General features: G+C 40.7%; 23 protein-coding genes, 1 pseudogene and 1 other annotated feature. Of the genes and pseudogenes, 20 read left to right on the plus strand and 4 right to left on the minus strand.

The window, feature by feature from the left end:
• Positions 1–121 precede the first annotated feature (121 nt).
• The 9 genes from JQM81_RS09640 to JQM81_RS09680 all read left to right on the plus strand — a co-directional run bounded on the left by JQM81_RS09640 (position 122) and on the right by JQM81_RS09680 (position 8,321).
• Positions 122–1,348 carry a M20 metallopeptidase family protein gene (locus tag JQM81_RS09640; RefSeq protein WP_235233304.1) on the plus strand — a complete coding sequence of 409 codons (1,227 nt, stop codon included), beginning with the start codon at positions 122–124 and terminating at the stop codon, positions 1,346–1,348.
• A gap of 46 nt (positions 1,349–1,394) precedes the next feature.
• Positions 1,395–2,105, plus strand: a complete 711-nt coding sequence (locus tag JQM81_RS09645; RefSeq protein WP_235233306.1) for a DUF5058 family protein — start codon at positions 1,395–1,397, stop codon at positions 2,103–2,105.
• Positions 2,106–2,120: 15 nt separating this feature from the next.
• Positions 2,121–2,906: a hypothetical protein gene (locus JQM81_RS09650; protein WP_235233308.1), complete on the plus strand. Its 786-nt coding sequence runs from the start codon at positions 2,121–2,123 to the stop codon at positions 2,904–2,906.
• Between the two features lie 97 nt (positions 2,907–3,003).
• Positions 3,004–3,159, plus strand: a complete 156-nt coding sequence (locus JQM81_RS09655) for a rubredoxin (protein ID WP_235233310.1) — start codon at positions 3,004–3,006, stop codon at positions 3,157–3,159.
• Positions 3,160–3,246: 87 nt separating this feature from the next.
• Positions 3,247–3,849, plus strand: coding sequence for an SGNH/GDSL hydrolase family protein (locus tag JQM81_RS09660; protein WP_235233312.1), 603 nt, complete (start codon positions 3,247–3,249; stop codon positions 3,847–3,849).
• Between the two features lie 76 nt (positions 3,850–3,925).
• Positions 3,926–4,200: a binding site (T-box leader), on the plus strand.
• A 121-nt stretch (positions 4,201–4,321) separates the two neighbouring features.
• Positions 4,322–5,545, plus strand: coding sequence for a tyrosine--tRNA ligase (tyrS, locus tag JQM81_RS09665; RefSeq protein ID WP_235233314.1), 1,224 nt, complete (start codon positions 4,322–4,324; stop codon positions 5,543–5,545).
• A gap of 37 nt (positions 5,546–5,582) precedes the next feature.
• Positions 5,583–6,398: an N-acetylmuramoyl-L-alanine amidase gene (locus tag JQM81_RS09670; RefSeq protein WP_235233317.1), complete on the plus strand. Its 816-nt coding sequence runs from the start codon at positions 5,583–5,585 to the stop codon at positions 6,396–6,398.
• Positions 6,399–6,441: 43 nt separating this feature from the next.
• Positions 6,442–6,951, plus strand: a complete 510-nt coding sequence (locus JQM81_RS09675) for a flavin reductase family protein (RefSeq protein WP_235233319.1) — start codon at positions 6,442–6,444, stop codon at positions 6,949–6,951.
• Positions 6,952–6,956: 5 nt separating this feature from the next.
• Complete coding sequence (locus JQM81_RS09680; RefSeq protein WP_235233321.1) at positions 6,957–8,321, plus strand: ADP-ribosylglycohydrolase family protein; 1,365 nt, start codon at positions 6,957–6,959, stop codon at positions 8,319–8,321.
• Between the two features lie 129 nt (positions 8,322–8,450).
• Here JQM81_RS09680 and JQM81_RS09685 read toward each other — a convergent pair whose 3' ends face one another.
• Positions 8,451–9,758, minus strand: coding sequence for an alpha-amylase family glycosyl hydrolase (locus tag JQM81_RS09685; protein ID WP_235233323.1), 1,308 nt, complete (start codon positions 9,756–9,758; stop codon positions 8,451–8,453).
• A 253-nt stretch (positions 9,759–10,011) separates the two neighbouring features.
• Here JQM81_RS09685 and rplM point away from each other — a divergent pair, with 253 nt between their 5' ends.
• The 10 genes and pseudogenes from rplM (at position 10,012) to JQM81_RS09730 (ending at position 16,127) form a co-directional block, all read left to right on the plus strand.
• Positions 10,012–10,440 (plus strand): 50S ribosomal protein L13, encoded by a 429-nt coding sequence (gene rplM / locus JQM81_RS09690; RefSeq protein WP_235233325.1) that lies wholly within the window; start codon positions 10,012–10,014, stop codon positions 10,438–10,440.
• Positions 10,441–10,466: 26 nt separating this feature from the next.
• The gene (gene rpsI, locus JQM81_RS09695) at positions 10,467–10,859 is read left to right on the plus strand and encodes a 30S ribosomal protein S9 (protein ID WP_235233327.1); all 393 of its coding nucleotides are present in this window, start codon (positions 10,467–10,469) and stop codon (positions 10,857–10,859) included.
• Positions 10,860–11,030: 171 nt separating this feature from the next.
• Entirely contained in the window at positions 11,031–11,534 is a 504-nt protein-coding gene (locus JQM81_RS09700; protein WP_235233329.1) for a YkgJ family cysteine cluster protein, read from the plus strand.
• The gene (locus JQM81_RS09705; RefSeq protein ID WP_235233331.1) at positions 11,531–12,523 is read left to right on the plus strand and encodes an SWIM zinc finger family protein; all 993 of its coding nucleotides are present in this window, start codon (positions 11,531–11,533) and stop codon (positions 12,521–12,523) included. Before JQM81_RS09700 ends, JQM81_RS09705 begins: the two co-directional genes overlap by 4 nt.
• Positions 12,524–12,537: 14 nt before the next feature.
• Entirely contained in the window at positions 12,538–13,251 is a 714-nt protein-coding gene (locus tag JQM81_RS09710; RefSeq protein WP_235233332.1) for a hypothetical protein, read from the plus strand.
• 81 nt (positions 13,252–13,332) lie between these two features.
• Positions 13,333–13,473, plus strand: coding sequence for a DUF4160 domain-containing protein (locus JQM81_RS13815; protein ID WP_334302618.1), 141 nt, complete (start codon positions 13,333–13,335; stop codon positions 13,471–13,473).
• Positions 13,474–13,485: 12 nt separating this feature from the next.
• On the plus strand, positions 13,486–13,761 hold the full coding sequence (locus JQM81_RS09720; protein WP_235233334.1) for a DUF2442 domain-containing protein: 276 nt from the start codon (positions 13,486–13,488) through the stop codon (positions 13,759–13,761).
• A gap of 294 nt (positions 13,762–14,055) precedes the next feature.
• Positions 14,056–14,406 (plus strand): annotated as a pseudogene (locus JQM81_RS13895) (IS1096 element passenger TnpR family protein); the annotation flags it as partial.
• 267 nt (positions 14,407–14,673) lie between these two features.
• Positions 14,674–15,744, plus strand: coding sequence for a DUF7309 domain-containing protein (locus tag JQM81_RS13900; protein ID WP_420370576.1), 1,071 nt, complete (start codon positions 14,674–14,676; stop codon positions 15,742–15,744).
• A gap of 155 nt (positions 15,745–15,899) precedes the next feature.
• Positions 15,900–16,127, plus strand: a complete 228-nt coding sequence (locus JQM81_RS09730; protein ID WP_235233336.1) for a tautomerase family protein — start codon at positions 15,900–15,902, stop codon at positions 16,125–16,127.
• 54 nt (positions 16,128–16,181) lie between these two features.
• Here the strand turns inward: JQM81_RS09730 and JQM81_RS09735 are convergent, their stop codons facing one another.
• From JQM81_RS09735 to JQM81_RS09745, 3 genes are read right to left on the minus strand one after another with little or no spacing between them, the layout of a single operon-like run.
• A complete protein-coding gene (locus tag JQM81_RS09735) occupies positions 16,182–17,561 on the minus strand; it encodes an aldehyde dehydrogenase (protein WP_235233338.1) in 1,380 nt (459 codons plus the stop codon).
• Complete coding sequence (locus JQM81_RS09740; RefSeq protein WP_235233339.1) at positions 17,548–18,783, minus strand: iron-containing alcohol dehydrogenase; 1,236 nt, start codon at positions 18,781–18,783, stop codon at positions 17,548–17,550. The genes JQM81_RS09735 and JQM81_RS09740 overlap by 14 nt, the downstream gene beginning before the upstream one ends.
• Positions 18,776–19,252 carry a MarR family winged helix-turn-helix transcriptional regulator gene (locus JQM81_RS09745; RefSeq protein ID WP_235233341.1) on the minus strand — a complete coding sequence of 159 codons (477 nt, stop codon included), beginning with the start codon at positions 19,250–19,252 and terminating at the stop codon, positions 18,776–18,778. Before JQM81_RS09745 ends, JQM81_RS09740 begins: the two co-directional genes overlap by 8 nt.
• 189 nt (positions 19,253–19,441) lie before the next feature.
• Between JQM81_RS09745 and greA the strand changes: the two genes are divergently transcribed.
• Positions 19,442–19,945, plus strand: coding sequence for a transcription elongation factor GreA (gene greA / locus JQM81_RS09750; protein WP_235233342.1), 504 nt, complete (start codon positions 19,442–19,444; stop codon positions 19,943–19,945).
• Positions 19,946–19,957: the final 12 nt, after the last annotated feature.

Here is a 19,957-nt window from a genome sequence, read left to right on the forward strand (position 1 = left end):
ATATTTAACAAAATTTACAAACAATATTTGATAATAATTGATAAATTCAGAAACCTGAATTATAATCCAAATAAAAGAACAGTTCTTTAAATATTCCTAAAATGAATTGGAGGAGAAAAGAATGGGTGCGGAACGATTATTAGAAGAGGCAAAGATGTATGAACAGCAGTTGATAGAGAAGAGACGTTATCTTCATCAACACGCGGAGACAGAATTTGACCTGCATGATACCGTGGCATTCGTGAAAGCGGAATTGCAGTCTATGGGATATGAACCACAGGAATGTGGAAAAGCAGGATTGATTGTAAATGCAGGTGGAAAAAGACCAGGGAAGGTATTCCTGATCCGCGGTGACATGGATGCTTTGCCGATGGCGGAACAGGCAGAAGTGGATTTCCCTTCTGAAACGGGAAAAATGCATGCCTGTGGTCATGATATGCATACAACGATGATGCTGGGAGCAGCAAAGCTGTTAAAAGAGCATGAGGATGAGATCGAGGGAACTGTGAAGTTGATGTTCCAGCCGGCGGAAGAGATCTTTGAAGGTGCTCACGATATGATTGAAGCAGGAGTACTGAAGAATCCAGATGTAGATGCAGCGTTGATGATCCATGTAATGGCAGGACAGCCATTCACGGCAGGAACGGTTATCGTTAGTGATGGAGGAATCAGCGCACCGGGTGCGGACTATTTCAGAATACATATTCAAGGAAAAGGTTGTCATGGATCTATGCCAAATGCCGGGGTGGATTCGATTACAGTTGCAGCGCATATTATTACAGCGCTTCAGGAAATACATGCAAGAGAATTGGGACTCATTGACGAAGCGGTTCTGACGATTGGAAAGATTCAGGCAGGACAGGCAGCAAACGTCATTCCAGATACATTGGATATGGAAGGTACTATCCGAACTTATGATGAAGAGGTAAGAGCCTTCATCAAACAGAGGATGACAGAGATTTCACAGGGAATTGCTTCTTCATTCCGTGCAGAGGCAGAAGTAATCTTTGGAAAAGGATGTCCGGTACTTAAGAATGACGGTGAACTGTCAAAATGTGCAGCTCAGTATGTGACTGAATTACTGGGACAGGGAAAAGCCTTTACACAGGGACAGCTTCTGGCAATGGCAGGCGAGGGAAAGGCACAGAAAGCGGCTGGCTCAGAAGATTTTGCTTATGTAAGCCAGGAAGTGCCGTCTATCATGCTTGCGCTTGCAGCCGGAGAACCTGCAAAAGGTTACGCATATCCGCAGCATCATCCAAAAGTAAAATTCGATGAGTCTGTACTTTCACCAGGCAGCGCAGTGTATGCGTACACTGCCATGAGATGGCTGGAAGAACATAAGTAACAAGAAGTAACAAGAAGGAACAGAAGAGAGAAGGGAAGGAAAATCTATGAAAGAAATTATTAACAGCCCATTGTTGTTAGCATTGGTAGCAGGCGGTCTTATATATATCGTACTGTTCTCACTGGCTTATCTGAAGAAGGCATACGCGAGATGTCTGGAACTTGGAATTACGAAGGAGACTTTGAATAAAGTTATCAAATCAAGCCTTGTATTCTCAATTGTACCAAGTTTATCAATTGTTGTAGGATTATTTGCACTGATTCCAGTACTGGGAACCATCTGGTCCTGGTGGAGATTATCAGTTATCGGTTCTCTGTCATATGAAACACTGATTTCCAGCAGTGTTGCAAGCGCACTTGGATTTGAGACCAGTGCACAGATGCTGGAACTGGGAACCGCAAATCAATTTGGTGTCGTTATGATTCTTATGAGTATCGGTATGCTGAGCGGATTCTTTATCTTGATTCCTCTTGGAAAGAAACTTTGTATGAGCGTTTCTAAAACAGAAAACGCAAGTACATGGAAATATGTATTGAGCGGTACATTTATGTTATGTCTGTTCGCTGTTTATGTACCAGTTCTTCTGATTGGTGATACCATTCAGGCTGCAGTTATGCTTACCGGTCTTGTGATAGCAGTTGTTCTTGGAATCCTTGCTTCAAAACCGAAGCTTAGATGGCTGAATGACTTTATCATGGCATTCTCCATGATCGGTGGTATGGTTTCATCCTTGTTATGGACAAGTATTTTACAGTAAGAGGAGGTAGAGGACATGAGTAAAGATAAGAAGAAAAATAATGTTGTAATGGATCCTTTTCAGCAATGGTCACACAGTAAAGGCCGCATTGGCACGGTGATCGCTTTGATTTATATGGTGTCAGTTCCGTTTATCGTATTAGGATATTATCATGCAATTCCTTCTCTTGGAGAAGTGTTTAATCTGGCAACGATCAGTATTCTGATGATTTATATTCCGGTCGGTATCTCTGAAGCAATCAGTTATACTCCGATCCTTGGAAGTTCGGCATATCTTACTTTTATTACCGGAAATATTATGAACCTGAAGGTTCCATGTGCGATCAACGCAATTAAATTGTCAGATACTGAGCAGAATACACCAGAAGGTGATGCGATTGCATCTGTAGCAGTAGCAGTTTCCTCTATCATGACGGTTATCATTCTGGCATTTGCTGCACTGTTGAGTTCAAGAATTGGATTCGTATTTGAGATACCACAGGTTAAGACAGCTTCAAACTACATTATCCCGGCTCTTTTTGGTTCCCTGACATTAGGTTTGTTCTCTAGCAGCAGTTCTGGAGATAAAGTAGTTAAGGGTGGAACAAAAGGTGTGATCCCTGTATTGATCATTGTATCTGTACTTTCCTTACTTGTACGTATTACTTCCGGTGGATCTCTGTTTGGAGCAATTGGATTCCTGATTATTGCAATGCTCCCGATCGCAATCATTACTTCCAGAATTATGTGGAAAAAGGGAATTATCCAGGTTGTAGATAATCCGCAGAATGTGAAGAAGGATGAGAAGAAAGAGGAAGAATAGATTTGAATCATAGAAACTTGTTTTCCTGAGTAGATTGCGATATAATAGCTTATGTACACATGAATGTACAATTTTGATGAAAAGGAGAATCTGTGATATGAAATATGTATGTGAAGTTTGCGGCTGGGAGTATGACGAAGAAGCTGGATATCCAGAAGGTGGCATTGCACCGGGAACAAAATGGGAAGATGTACCGGAAGATTTTGAGTGTCCGCTTTGCTCTGTAGGAAAGGATCAGTTCGCTGAAGCTTAAAGAACAGAAGAATAGAAGGCCTGCCATACTGATATTTTCAGTGTGACAGGCCTTTTGAAACTGCCATATGATCAGAGGAACATTTTTATGAATAAAATTATCTTTTTGGGAGACAGTATTACCGATGCGCACCATAATCTGGGCGTGGATCCTCTGAGCCTGGGAGATGGCTATGTTCAGCTGATTGCTCAGAAGCTGAGGAATACGGAACCGGGCATCCAGGTGTTGAATCGAGGTCATGATGGTTTTACTCTTCAGGGAGTATTACGCTTCCTGGGAAGGGACTGTATTCTGCAGAAACCAGACGTGGTGAGTATTCTTGTCGGATGCAATGATGTCGGAGTGATGATGAATACAGGAAAAGATCTGACAGATCAAGGATTTGCTGAGAATTATGAACGATTGCTGACTGAGATACAAGAGGAGACCGGAGCCAGAATCGTCTGCATGGGTCCTTTTCTGTTCCCATATCCTTTGGAATATCAGAATTGGATTCCGGGAATTCTGCAGGCGGAACAGATTATCCGTGAAGTAGCCGGAAGACATCATCAGTTGTTTATTCCTTTGCATGAGGAGATGCAGGAAGCGGCTGAAAGGTACGGCTATGATGCGTTGACGACAGATGGGATTCACCTGACAAGAAAAGGTGCCGGGATTGTGGCTGACAGATGGATAATAGAAGTAAAATGAGACTGTTGCTGGTATTTATCTTGACAAAATCAAGGAAATCAGGTAGGATTTTAGACAAACCTGTTTTTTATATGATTCAAAGGCTTAGAAAAGAAGAAGTAGTAATCTTTACACCCATACAGAAAGTTGCCGGTTGATGAGAGGCGCATGAAGGAAGCGGTTATGAATACATCTTGGAGCTGCACACCGAAAATATCAGATACTTTTTGTGTATGCGCAATAAAGTATCAGTAGGCTGTGACGTAAGGCACACGTTACTGTGCAAGAGTTGTGAATACGCAACTTACAGAGACTGTTTATGCGAATGGCAGTGAATCAAGGTGGTACCACGGTATATATCCCGTCCTTATCTATGATAAGGGCGGTTTTTTATAATACAGGGATTTTGTCCTAATAGAACATTTCCGCAAAGTGTGGGTCTGTAACATTTATATAAGAATCATAGAATAAAAAAAGAAAAGGAGAGAAAACAATGGGAATTTATGAAGAATTGCAGGCGAGGGGACTGATTGCTCAGGTAACAGATGAAGATGATATCAGAGAGCTGGTTAACAATGGAAAGGCGACTTTTTATATAGGATTTGATCCAACTGCAGACAGTCTCCATGTGGGACACTTTATGGCACTCTGCCTGATGAAGCGTCTGCAGGATGCAGGAAATAAGCCGATTGCGCTGATTGGCGGTGGAACCGCGATGATCGGAGATCCGTCCGGTAGAACCGATATGCGTCAGATGATGACGAAAGAGACTATCCAGCATAACTGTGAATGCTTTAAAAAGCAGATGAGTCGTTTTATTGATTTTTCAGATGGAAAAGCACTGATGGTCAATAATGCAGACTGGCTTCTGGATCTGAATTATATTGATGTACTCCGTGAAGTAGGAGCACACTTCAGTGTAAACCGTATGCTGACAGCAGAGTGCTATAAGCAGAGAATGGAAAGAGGACTTAGTTTCCTGGAGTTCAATTATATGATCATGCAGAGCTATGATTTCTACGCATTATACCAAAAATATGGATGTAATCTGCAGTTTGGTGGTGATGATCAGTGGAGTAATATGCTTGGCGGAACAGAGTTGATTCGTCGTAAATTAGGAAAGAATGCATGTGCAATGACGATTACATTACTTCTCAATTCTGAAGGCAAGAAGATGGGTAAGACTCAAAGCGGTGCAGTATGGCTTGACCCGAATAAGACTTCTCCATTTGAATTCTATCAGTACTGGAGAAATGTTGCAGATGCAGATGTATTAAAGTGCATCCGTATGCTCACGTTCCTTCCATTAGAAGAGATCGACAAGATGGATTCATGGGAAGGTGTACAGTTGAATACTGCAAAAGAGATTCTTGCATATGAATTGACCAAACTGGTTCATGGAGAAGAAGAAGCACAGAAAGCACAGGAAGCGGCAAAAGCATTGTTCAGCAAAGGTGCAGCAGCAGATATGCCTACTACAGAATTGACAGAAGCAGATCTGACGGAAGGAAATATTGATATTCTTACTATGCTCGTAAAAACAGGATTAGTTTCGTCCAAATCAGAAGCGCGTCGTGCAGTACAGCAGGGCGGAGTAGCTGTGGATGGTGAAAAGATCACGGATATCTACGCATCATTTGCCGGAGAAGATCTGAATGGCGAAGGCATTGTCCTGAAGAAAGGTAAGAAGAATTTCAGAAAAGTTGTTTTAGTCTAGCATGCTGCATGTTGTCAAGTGATAAGGAATGAGAAAAATGAAAAAATATAAAATATTTCTTTTGTTACTCTGTCTGATGTTTATCCTGTCAGGTTGTAAAGCAAAAGAGAAGCAGACAGAGGAGACAACGGAAGAACCATTGAAGATAGAATCTGAAGAGGAAGAAGAAGTACCGGAGGAAGAGGAATCTGAAGAACAGGCACAGGAGCCGGAGGAACCTCAGACAAATGGAAAGCTGATCGTAATTGATCCGGGGCATTCCGGGGTGGTCGCTCAGGGAACGGAACCAGTAGGACCTGGAGCATCTGAGTATAAAGCGGCAGATTCCGGCGGAACCTGTGGTGTCAGTACCGGGATTCCCGAGTACGAACTGACACTGACATTATCTGTAAAACTAAAAGCAGAATTAGAAAACAGAGGATATACAGTCATAATGACAAGGGAGACGAATGATGTCCCAATGAGCTGTACACAGAGAGCAAATGTAGCCAATCAGAATGGTGCGGATGCATTTGTCAGAATACATGCAAATGGTTCGGAGAACAGTGGAGCACAAGGTGCCATGACGATCTGTACAACTCCTTCCAGTCCTTATGTTCCGGGGCTTTACAGTCAGTCCCGGGCATTATCTGATTGCATTATCAACCATCTTTGCGCGGCAACCGGATGCAGAAGTGAGGGAGTATGGGAAACAGATTCCATGAGTGGAAATAACTGGAGCCAGGTTCCGGCTACCATTGTGGAAGTGGGATATATGACGAACCCACAGGAAGATCAACTGATGGCAACGGAAGATTATCAGAATAAGATTGTGCTGGGCATTGCAGACGGAATTGAAGATTATTGTTTCTGATTGCCTCATGATAATGAGGTAAAAAATAAGGAGGAATATTATTATGGCATTTCAAGAAATAGCAATTGACAGTTTGGAATTCAATCCATTCCAGAAGATTTCAAAAGAATGGATGCTGATCACTGCAGGTGATGAAATCAAAAGCAATACGATGACAGCAAGCTGGGGAGGTCTGGGAATCATGTGGGGCAAAAACATTGCAACCGTGTATATCCGCCCACAGCGTTATACCAAAGAATTCGTTGACCAGAACGATACATTTACTATTTCCTTTCTTGCAGAGGAATACAGAAAAGCATTGAATGTATGTGGAAGTGTGTCTGGAAAGAATGTGGAAGATAAATGGAAAGAAGCAGGGCTTCATCCATATTATGTAGACGGTACAACAGCTGTAGAAGAAGCGGATCTCGTATTCGTCTGCAAAAAACAATATCATCAGACTATGAAACCAGAATGTTTCGACGTCACTGAAAATGATGACAAATGGTATCCAGAGAAAGATTATCATGAAATGTACATGGCAGAGATTGTAAAGGTTCTGAAGAAGGGATAGCTGATATGTTAAGAGATAAGATGCTGTGGATATTCCCAAGTGATATGTTACGGGATGAGTATCGTCAATGTGTGGATGAAGGTCGCCTGGTAGAAGAATATGCTCCCGAGATTGAAAAAATCCTTGCAATAGAGGAGGAAGATAGTCGAAACGCACAGGCAAAAAGACTGTTGCTTCAGATGGAACAGGCTCCGATAAAAGAAGATTTTGAATATCTGGAGCCAGTGTCTTATGAGGAGATTCAGCGATGTCTGAGTGAAGAAGCAAAGCAGAATTATCCGTACGATACAGATCATCTCAAAGACCATGTATTAGGTGCAGTCTATGGAAGAATTACGGCCTGTGTACTTGGAATTCCTGTGGAGGGATGGCCACGCAAGAAGATAAGGGAATATCTGGAGGCAACAGGTCAGATGCCTTTAGCATATTATATTTCCTCAACGAAGGATGATGCTGTCAGGGAAAGATTTGATCTCCGGGAAGAAGATGCAATGACGTCTTATGACCGTCAGAAAGTAGAATGGTACGATAATCTGAATGGGCAGTTTCCGAATGATGATGATATTAACTATACCGTAATTGCGCTCAAGATCCTTGAACGATATGGAAGAGACTTTACCATGGAAGATGTTGCGGAGGCATGGCTTCTTGGAATCCCTGCATTCCATGCCTGTACCGCAGAGCGTGCAGCTATCCGTAATCTAATGAATGGGGTATTACCGCCGAAGTCAGCTGTGGAATGCAATCCTTACCGGGAATGGATCGGAGCTCAGATACGGGGAGATTTCTTCGGCTATGTGAATCCCGGTCATCCATTCGAAGCAGCAGAGATGGCATACCGTGATGCATCGGTGTCCCATACGAAGAATGGTGTCTATGGAGAGATGTTCATTGCAGCCTTGATCAGTCTGTGCTTTGTTCCGGATATGACGATGATAGAGAGAATCTATACAGCATTGCAGCAGATTCCGCCCAAGAGTCGGTTAAAAGAAAGTCTGGATGAAGTGTGTCGGTGGTATGAACAGGGATGGACATTTGATACAATGGCCGAAACAGTGCATCAAAGATATCACGAAGAAGAGATGTTTGACTGGTGCCTGACCATTCCGAATGCTATGCTGGTCGTTGCATGCCTGCTCTGTTATGATAACTTTGACGATGCAGTGACCGCTGCAGTGCTGTCTGGATTTGATACGGACTGTAACGGGGCAACCGTAGGTTCCATTATGGGAGCGATTCATGGATTGAAAGGCATAGATCCGAAATGGTATGAAGCATTCGATGGGATTGCCCGTACCAGTGTGCATGGATATCATGAGATACCATTGCAAGAATTGGCAGAGCGGACAATCTCACTGATAAAAGAATAGATGAATATAGTTGGAAAAAGATAAACAGCCGGATTGCATAGAATCTCATGGAAACTATGTGTCCGGCTGTTTGGATGATCGAGTTGTCATGGCATTAGAAAGTATTTTCTGTAGAAAGCCATATAAGGATTATTGTTTCAGATATTGAATGCTGTAAGGAGGTAATTCCAGCTCTCCATTCATGGAGAGTTTTCCATGAGTCAGTAATTCGACCGCATCTCCCTGAAGATCCTGATGCCTTGCAGTATAAGGGGTATCTGCTGCATTGATCGCAACCATCACTCGTTCAGTATCTGAAGAGCGCTCAAAGATTAGCTGATGATTCTGGATCAAGACATTTCGATAAGTGCCATTGCACAGAGCGTCGCTGTTCTGGCGGGTACGAATTAATAGTTTCATAAAGTCTGTCAGTTCATTGGGCTTTGGCGCATCGAAACAAGGGCGCAGTGAATAGTCGTTATCCGGCGCTTTTTCTCCGGGTTCTCCCCATTCACTCCCATAATACAGGCATGGAATCCCCGGCATCCCCAGTAAAAGACCATAGGCCAGAGGAATGTGTTCCTTGTTCGTTAATATACTTGCAAGTCTCGTGACATCATGATTATCCACAAAAGTCATCAGATGCTTGCCACGATAGATACACCAGGGATCAGCTCCAAATTGACGATGCAGAGAATGTGCAATCTCAAAAAGGTTCATGGAGTTAAAGCTTGAGAAAATCCCCTTGTAACATTCATAGTTTGTACAGCTGTGAAGCATATCATCATTCACAATCAGATTATAGTCTCCGAATAATACTTCTCCGATCAGAGCAAAATCAGGTTTTAATTCCTGAACATAAGAACGGAGCCTGCGCATAAAATTATGATCCAAGCTGTAAGCAACATCCAGTCTCAGACCATCAATATCGAATTCATCTACCCAGAATCTGACACACTCCAGCAGATATTCTACAACAGACGGATTCTGAAGATTCAGTTTGACCAGCTCATAATGGCCTTCCCAGCCTTCATACCAGAATCCGTCATCGTAACAGCTGTTTCCGTCAAAGTTGATATGAAACCAGTCTTTGTATGGAGAATCCCATTTCTTTTCCTGTACGTCCTGAAATGCCCAGAAACCACGTCCTACGTGGTTGAATACGCCATCCAGGACAATCTTGATTCCATGTTCGTGAAGACAGTTACAGACTTCGGAAAAATCTTCATTCGTTCCAAGCCGGCAGTCGATCGTTTTGAAATCACGGGTGTCATAACCATGGTTGTCGGATTCAAAGATTGGATTCAGAAGAATAGAATCAATTCCCAGGTCGTCCAGATAATCCGTCCATTCCATTAATTTGCGGATTCTAGGAACACATTCTCCGTCATTGTGAACAGGAGCGCCACAGAAACCTATGGGATAGATTTGATAAAAAACACTATTGTAGGTCCACATTTTATACCCTCTCTTCCTTGAAATAATCATTCAGTTGTAGTATCGTAAGAGATGCCTCAAGGCAGAGACACTTACAGCAGTTATTATAGCAAAAATCGGAAGAAAAATCAAAGAAAATGGTTGACACACGTGGCACCGTATAATATAATAATTCAGTGTGAAAAAACGAGAAACAGCACGAAACCAAAGCCCCGGAGTCTTGCTGATTCTGATATAATTATTACAATGTTAATGATTCATAGGAGGTAAACCAATGAAAACTTATATGGCTAATCCAGATAAGATTGAAAGAAAATGGTATGTAGTTGACGCTGCGGATTATACATTAGGACGTTTAGCATCAGAAGTAGCTAAGGTTTTAAGAGGAAAGAATAAACCGGAATTTACACCACATGTTGATACAGGTGATTATGTAATCGTTGTAAATGCTGAGAAAGTAAAAGTAACAGGTAAGAAGCTGAATCAGAAGATTTATTACAATCACTCTGATTATGTAGGAGGAATGAAAGAGACTACATTAGCTGAGATGATGAACAAGAAACCTGAAAAAGTGATCGAACTTGCTGTAAAGGGAATGCTTCCAAAAGGACCTTTAGGAAGATCTATGATTAAGAAACTTCATGTATACGCTGGACCAGAGCATGAACAGCAGGCTCAGAAACCAGTAGAACTGAAATTTTAAGGAAAGGTTGAAAGGAGGATATTACAGTGGCTAAAGCAAAATTCTACGGAACAGGAAGAAGAAAAAAATCAATCGCAAGAGTATATTTAGTACCAGGAACAGGTAATATTACTATAAATAAAAGAGATATCGATGAGTATCTTGGACTGGAAACATTAAAAGTTGTTGTACGTCAGCCATTGGTTGCTACAGAGACATCTGACAAATTCGATGTAATCGTTAACGTAAAAGGCGGCGGATACACAGGACAGGCAGGAGCAATCCGCCATGGTATCGCAAGAGCACTTCTTCAGGCAGATCCAGATTACAGACCGGTTCTGAAGAAAGCTGGATACTTAACACGTGATCCACGTATGAAAGAACGTAAGAAATACGGTCTCAAAGCTGCACGTAGAGCACCGCAGTTCAGCAAACGTTAATCATTCGTTCGAGACTACAAATTATATACGACGCAGAACGTCACAAGACGTTTCACGACCTCTCAGGACATTTGTTCTGGGAGGTTTTTAGTTTATCAGAAGTGAGAACTGTGGTAGAATGTAATCAGGTTCATATGTAATATTATTTTCATAAGAAAGAGGATAAAAACAATGTTGGCGCCAAGGAAAGTGAAATTTGAAGCTCAGAAAAGAGAAAGGGAAAATCTGGAATTTCGTACATTTTTGAAGTGTAATGCGGATGAAAAAGAACTGGATGAGCAGTTTTTTAAATTGCATGACGAGTTGTTTGCACAATATGATTGTAATAGATGTAGAAATTGCTGCAAGATGTATCATGGAAGTATTCCGGAGGAGGATGTTGAGAAAGATGCGATGTATTTAGGAGTAACCGCTACAGATTTTGCTGAACAATATTTAGGCGGAAAAGATTCTGAGGGGAATTACAAGACAAAGCATAAACCATGTGATTTTTTGATGGAAGACGGGAGTTGTAAATTGGGAGATTGCAAGCCTGAAAGCTGCAAAAAATATCCGTATACGAATCAACCAGAACGTCTGTGGAGCTTATATAGTGTGTTGGATACTGTGTCTGTTTGTCCGGTGGCTTTTGAAATCTATGAAAGACTGAAGAAAGAATATGGGTTCAAAAAATGAAATGGTATACATTATTTAGACAACACATTTTAGACAGAGGGATTGAATATTATGAAGATGGTCATGGCGTAGATTTTAGCTATTCTGATGACGAAATTATAGCACAGGTAGATGGAGCGGATGTATATGATGTTCAAATTACGTTGGATGAGGAAGACGTAATAGATATGTACTGTTCCTGTCCATATGCAGCGGATGGAAGGAATTGCAAACACATGGCGGCGGTTTTGTTTCAGTTTGAGGAAATGCTGGCTGGAAAGGATGCTGAAATAGAAGATAACGATACAGAAGAAGAGGTTTCATTACAAAGAGAGGACTTTTTCCAAAGGTATCAAAGGGAAAAAGAAGAAGTAATAGAGCTTATTTCAAAAATACCGGAAGACAAAGTAAGAGAATTGTTGGTCGGCTTTGTTTTGGCAGATGAAGGATTAAAGCATAAATTGCAAATGCAATATGAATTTAAAATGAATAGTAAGTTAATGCTGGAACTTCGGACAGAAATAGATCACATTATATATCGACATAGCAGGGGCGGGTATGTGGATTGGTATCATGCCTCTGAATTCACATCCGAGTTAAGTTATTTTTTGAATACGAAGGTAATGCTGTTAATTGAAAAGAATTGTTTAAAACAAGCATTTGAGTTGACAAATCTGGTGTTCCATTGTATTGGAAATATTGATATGGATGATTCGGATGGAGGTTCATCTTTTGTTGCAAATTCCTGCTATGAATGTTGGAAGCAAATTATTGAAAAAAGTGATGAGATTTATAGAAATGAGATGAAATCATGGTTCGAAACGCATCAGGATGGGTACGTAATTGATATTTATGAAGAATATATGGAAGAAATCTTGTTTGAATTTTTTGCAACAGAAGAAAAGATAACAGAAGAGATTAAAAACCTGGATAATTTCATAAATAAACGTTCGGGATCCGATTGCGGAAAAATATATTCGGTTCACTACGATACGAAAATCCGATATTAAAAAGGATAGAATATATGAAAAAATTGAACTATACTGCTGAGCAAATCGAGGAGTATAAACAAGCAAACCGCAGGTTTTTTGTGATTCGAGAATTGGAAATCTCAGAGGCAATCAAGAATAATGATTATGATACAGCTATAAAGGTGTTGTTAGAAAGCAAAGAACTTGATGCTGGTAATACCGAGCAGTTGGAAAAATATTGCGAGCAATTAATAGAAATATACGATAAATTAGGGAAAACAGAGGAATATATTGAGGAACTTATACGGTATGTTACATCTTTTTGGCAATATGATTTAACCTATGTTAAGATGTTGAAAGCATGTATTGTGAACCCGGATCAATGGAGTCAGATGGTTGATGATATCGTGATGAAAAGCCGTTATGAAGATTTTGTATGTCAGTTACTCTATGAAGAAAAACGATATGATGAGTTGATGAGTAAGATTGAAGAGAGTTCCAATAAAGTTAGTCTTCTGGATTCATATGATAAAATTTTGCGCAAAATAATGCCGGAACGAGTAATAAAAATATATTCTGCTTATTTAAAACAGGCGGCTGAAATGGCGAATGAAAGGAAAAAATATAAATATCTCATGCCATATCTTAAGAAGATATCTAAATGTGATGGAGGAAAAACTGTAGCAGAAGATATTGCGGCTACATGGAGACGAGAATACAAACGTAGAACTGCAATGATGGATGAACTTCGAAAGGCAGGTTTTTAAATTGCTTAAAAATAAAAGAATTGTTTTGCAAAATCCCCTGGTGTGGTAATATATATAAGATTGGCTACGGAGGTGTTAGATATGCCAGAAATTTCTTTGTTTTATGAGATTCGTGTTACAATGTATTATGAAGATCATAATCCACCACACTTTCACGCAGAATATAATGGAAATCAAAGATGGACTTCCATTGAATCGAATCAATTCTTTGGTTTAATATGAGAGGGGATGAATATGTTTCCAAAAGTAGTGCAGGTAATCCCATATAGGGACTATAAAGTAGATGTATATTTCGAGGATGGAAAAATAGTTTGTTATGATGCAAGTCATCTCTTAGAAAAAAAGGTTTTTGAACGATTAAAGGATATTGATTTTTTTATGAATGCATGCACAATATTAAATGATTCATTGACTTGGGATGTCACTGGAACCAGAGATGAAAGCAAATGCTTAGATTTGGATCCGGATATGCTATATGAATTAGAAAATGTAAAGGAAAAAATTGCTTAAATATTTGTCCGAATACTTTTTCAAAAAGCCAGATACCATCGCTGATATCTGGCCATGAAGAGAAGTGCTAAGTTGTGATAAGCTGCTGTGGGTTAGTAGCAAGTATGCAGCACACATATGTTTAAACAGAACGAAGGAGAAAGCTTTCGAAAAGATCGCACAAAAACAATTGAAATAGAGAGAGGTAATCATATGGCGAAGCAAACAAGAGGAGTCTGTAAATTTTGTGGCAAAGAGTATACGAGAGGTGGAATGCTCAGGCATTTGCCGACGTGTAAGGCCCGAGAGAAAAGAATGGAACAGGAGAATGGCAAACCAAGATGTGGATGGTTTGAATTAGTAATCTCAGATAAATATGATTCTGCATACTGGTTAATTGTAGAGATAAGGGAAACAGCAACATTAAAAGACTTAGATGCATTTATTCGTGATATCTGGGTAGAATGTTGTGGACATCTTAGTGCGTTTGAGATTCAGGGAATAAGATATGAGTCTTGCCCAGATACAGATAGCTTTTGGGGATCGCCTGCAAAGAGTATGAATTATAAAATGAAAGACGTACTTATTGTTGGTGATTCAATAAATTATGAATATGATTTTGGCTCTACAACAGAATTGGTGATCCATGTGCATGATTATTATGTGGCAGCTAGAAAATCAGAAAAGATCACCTTGTTATCGCGGAATAATCCACTTCAGATTCTTTGTAGTCAATGTGGAAGTAATGTGGCACAGTGGGTGGACCCTGAAGGAGTGTATGAAGGTAATCCGTTTTGGTGTAATGAATGTCTGGACGAAGCTGATATAGGAGAAGATACCTTCTTCTTACCAGTATGTAATTCACCGCGAATGGGTGTCTGTGGGTATGAAGGAAGTAACCGTTATCCAGATCAATTTGTGCCAGATGGTAGCATGGATGAAGAAGAGAAAAACTTTGAAGATTCTGGAGATTTTGTGCCATATGAAGAGGGCAGGAAAGAAGCAACAATCATACAATGGAAAGAATTATATGAAACGGCAACGAGAATTCAAAAACTAGAACCCTGGAAAAAATTCTGGGATATGGATATCATTGGAATCAGAAATGGTGCTGAAGAAGATACTACATTTTTCAGCATCCTTGGCCGTGGTGGTGATTGTTATGGAATTGTGGTGTATGAAGGGTATGAAGGACTCAATGATTTTATGATGCTTACGATGCAGGAACAGTTGAACCTTCCGGTTGATTATGTGATGTTTTCGCAGAGAAATCTGACGTGCTATTGGGGGAACAGAGATGAGCTGTCGAATGAGCAGAGAAAGATTATAAAAGAACTGGGGTATAAATATAGAGGGAAAAATCAGTGGCTGTATTTTCTGTCTTTTGAACCTGGATATTTCCCATATAATTTCAATCAGGATGAAGTGCTTCGAATGACAGAATATCTGCAAGATCTGGAAGTTGCTTTAGAACAATATGAAAAACAGAAGATGTCTGTAGATTTTGAAAAAGGTAATATGCTTTCTTTGGAGTTTGAAGCGGATAAAAAGACTTGGGAGCTTAGTGCAAAACCTCTTCCGTTTGTGTCATTCCAATTTCGGAATCTGATCATAACAGATGAAGAGCTGCTTGCTGATTTATCCCGGGCACCAAAGTGTAAGATGATATTAGAGATAGATGTTTCTATACCAGGATTTCGAATCAATGATGTAGAATATGGCCGACCGGCGAATCCAGCGATGTACATGATTGCAGATGCCTCGTCGGGAATGATGCTAAGATGTGAACTACAGGAACCGAAAGAAGATGCGGTTGCGTCTATAGCAGAAGAAATCGTTGGATTTATTTTACAATGCGGTGCGCCTGATGAAATTCGGGTATCCAACATATTGGTAGAGGCCGGTCTTGAACAGATTTGTGATGTATGTGGAATTAAACTTCGCAGAGTTAAGCGGTTAAAGGCATTAGATGAATTCAAAAAAGGGATGAAAGATTTTCTGTAGTGTATGGATAATAAATTAGTTGGAGATTTCTATATGTTAAAAAGAAAAATTGTGTTAAAATCTATTTAAGCGGAAATATAGTATCAGGTAATTGATATTACGGCTCAAATCTAAGATTCTCATAATTGAGAAGGAAATTAAAGGAGGGAAATGATATGCCACATATCAACGTAAAATTATATGCCGGAAAAAGTGAAGAGATGAAGGAAAAGCTTGCAAAGGCAGTAAGAAAAGCTCTGGCTGAGGAGTCCGGAGTCTGGAAAGAAAGCGATATCTCGGTATCTATGGAAGAATATTCACCAGAAGAGTTTGAAGCAGCAACAAAAGCAAGTTTTCAGAAAGAACAACTTGTATTTGATTCAGACTATATTAATTTTAAATAATAGCACAGCCTCCCGGTGATTATCTGGGAGGCTGTTTTAGAATATGTTTATAGATTATTTTAAGAAAATATGGATTAATTTGTTGTTGAGTTTTTTATATGGCTGATATCGCATCGGAAGATCCAGCCATGTTTTTTTGTCTATGATACTCTTGTAATGGGAGAAGGTATCAAAACCGTCTTTGCCATGATAAGAGCCCATGCCGCTTTCTCCAAATCCGCCGAATCCCATTTCGCTGGTAGCCAGGTGGATGATGGTATCATTGATACAGCCTCCACCGAATCCACAGCGGGAAGTGATTTTTTTCGCTACGTACGAATTATTTGTGAAAATGTATAATGCCAATGGATGTGGCATTGCATTGATGTTACGGATGGCTTCATCTAGAGAATCATAGGTCAGAATCGGCATGATCGGACCGAAGATCTCTTCCTGCATTACGACATCGCCAAAGGTGACATTGTCCATTACTGTAGGCTCAATACGTAAAGTGGCACGGTCAAAGTTCCCGCCGTGTACAATCTTGGCAGAATCCATAAGTCCAAGAATCCGGTCGAAATGCTTTTCGTTGATAATCTTTCCATAATTTTCTCTGTTTAATGGCTGTTTACCGAACTGCTTTTGAATCTGTTTCTTGATTTCTTTGACCAGACGGTCTTTGACCGAGCGTTCGCAGTAAATATAATCAGGAGCAACACAAGTCTGGCCGCAATTCAGATATTTACCGAAGACAATTCTCTTTGCTGCAAGCTTCAGGTTGGCATCTTTATCTACGATACAAGGACTTTTGCCGCCTAACTCCAGAGTGACCGGCGTTAGATGAGCAGAAGCCTGCCACATGACTTCTTTACCGACTGCCTGGCTTCCGGTAAAGAAGATATAGTCGAAATGTTCGCTTAACAGGCAGGTATTCTCAGCCCGCCCGCCCGTTACGACAGCAACATATTTTGAATCAAAACATTCCTGGATCATTGCCTGGATGATTTCACTGGTGTGAGGAGAATAAGCACTTGGTTTCAGTACTGCAGTGTTACCGGCAGCGATAGCATCGACCAGTGGATCGATAGTCAAAAGGAATGGATAGTTCCATGGGCTCATGATCAGAACTACGCCATAGGGAGATGGCTTTTTATAGCTCCTGGAGTGGAACTGAGCGAGAGGAGTATGCACCGCCTTTTCTCTGGCAAATGAATGAATATGCTTCAGCATATAGCTGATTTCGCTTAACACAAGTCCGGTTTCGCACATATAGCTTTCAAATGCACTTTTTCCAAGATCTTTTTTGATTGCTTCGTTGATGTCTGCTTCGTGTTTTAGAATACAGGCCTTTAATTTTTTCAATGCCAGGATGCGGGCGTCAATACTGAGAGTTGCGCCGGTATAATAATAGGTGCGTTGCTCCTGGACGATTTTTTTAATCTCAGTTTCTGTCATGATCAGCTTCCTCCTCTATATCTTCTTCCATCAAGAGATAATAAAAATCCTCTAATTCTTCTGCATTCATTAATACTGGAACCGGATAAAGAGGATTTGCTTCTTTGTCAGCGTAATGTGCCAGTTTTGGAATGTCCTCCTCCTGGATTTCTTTTACTGTATCTCCGATGTGAAAGCGCTTCTTCATATCTTTGATGGCATCAATAAATGCTTTTGCTGCTTCATCGTATGGAGTTCCTTCTTCTACGATTCCGGCTTCCAGAGCCAGACGGTATAATTTTTTATGAATGCTGGTGCCATAAGCTTCTAATACAAATGGCAGCAGGATTGCATTTGCAAGTCCGTGCGGAACATTATATTCTCCGCCAAGAGAATGTGCGACTGCATGGACATATCCAACATAAGATTTGGTAAATGCACATCCGGCATAGAATGAAGCGTGGAGCATATTCCTTCGTGCATCCACATTTTTACCATCATTATACACGATATCGATATTTTCGAAAATTAATTTTACAGCTAAAAGAGCATCTTTTCGAGTGCCAGGCGTAGTAGAATTGCCGATATATGCTTCCACAGCATGGGTCAGAGCATCCATACCGGTTGTCGCAGTAATGAATGGTGGAAGACTTAACGTAACTTTTGGGTCTAATACTGCATAACGCGGGATTAGTGGAAAATCATTGATTGCATACTTGTGCCGGGTCTCTGCATCTGTGATAACAGCAGCCAGGGTGGTCTCGCTTCCAGTTCCGGCAGTTGTAGGAATGGCAATTAGAAGAGGAAGTTTCTTATGTACTTTCAGGATTCCCTTCATTTTTGCCAGAGACTGCTTCGGTTTTGCAATTCTGGCTCCGACTGCTTTGGCACAGTCCATACTGGAACCGCCCCCGAATCCGATCAGCGCATTACAGCCGTTGGTCTGATACAATTCCAGAGCTTCTGCAACATTGTCAGTCGTTGGATTGGCAACCGTCTTGTCATATATGGTGTAGGCAATGTCATTTTCGAACAGTGCGTTTTCCAGACGCTTCGTCAGGCCGAGCTTCATAATGCCGGCATCCGTAATAATAAGCACATGGTCACATTTTTTCTTCTTAATAAAATCCGGCAACGCTTTCACACTTCCCACAATCTTTGGTTTGCGATATGGAAGAAATGGCAGTGCAATCTTAAAGGCAGTCTGAAACGTTCTACAATATAGTTTTTTAAGTTTATTCATAATCGTATCCTTTCTGCTGTTGTTCTAATTCTTCACATAGCTTGTCTAGATTATTCGCAATCTGGAATAAGACACGGTAAAAAACCTCCCGGTCTTCATCGCTAAGACCTTTGCCTCCCATCAGTGTTGCGTGAAGAATTAAATCAGTTACTTTCGATGCATATTCATTTCCTTCTTCCGTTAACACCGCTTTGGTTCGATATTTTTTCCCCGTGCCAGATTGGTCATACTCAATAAAATGATGACGCTCAAGATCCGCTAATATCCGGGAAATCCCCGCCTTGTCTTCCCGGCAGAGACTGCACAGTTCTGTAGCAGTAAGACCCTCCGGATTCTGATGCAGATAATAGATACACATGGCATGTGTTCCTTTCAATCCAAGAGAATTCATACGAGCCTTCTTAATCTTCTGGATATCCTTGTATATCTGCGAGGTACCAAGCGTAAGCATTTCAAATCTTTCAAGCATTGAGAATCATCTCCTTAATATAGAAGTTGACAAATCAACAAGTAACATAATGAATATAGCATCAGAAAGTTGATTAGTCAACAGGTGGGAACGGGGGTTTTTTCATTTTCCCCCGTCCCCACCTAGACAAAAACCTGGTCAAAGGATAGAATAGAGGATAAATGAATTGACAAGGAAGTGGAGAATGCTATGGGAGAGCAACTGACGCAAAGTGACGTACAGAAGATTAAGGAAGAGATTGAATATCGGAAGCTGGTGGTTCGCAAGAGGGAGCTGGAAGCGGTGAAGGAAGCAAGGGCTCAGGGGGATTTGAGTGAGAATTTTGAATATAAGGCAGCGAAACAGGATAAGAATCGGAATGAGAGCCGTATCCGTTATCTGGAGAAGATGTTGAAGAATGCAAGGATTATATCGGATGTTTCGAGGGATGATGAGATAGGGATTAACAATACGGTGGATGTCTATTTTGAAGAGGATGACGAGACGGAGACTTACCGGCTTGTGACCAGCGTGCGTGGTAATTCACTTCAGGGATTGATCAGTATTGAATCCCCGCTTGGGAAAGCAATAAAGGGACATAAGGTCGGCGATCGGGTCAAGGTTAAGACCAACGGTGAGGATGGATACTATGTGATTATCAAGAAGATCGATAAGACGACGGATGATTCTTGCGATACTTTAAGAAAATACTAATGATTAAATTAG

The sequence above is a fragment of the Faecalicatena contorta genome, from assembly GCF_021531895.1.
GTDB lineage: Bacteria > Bacillota > Clostridia > Lachnospirales > Lachnospiraceae > JAFBIX01.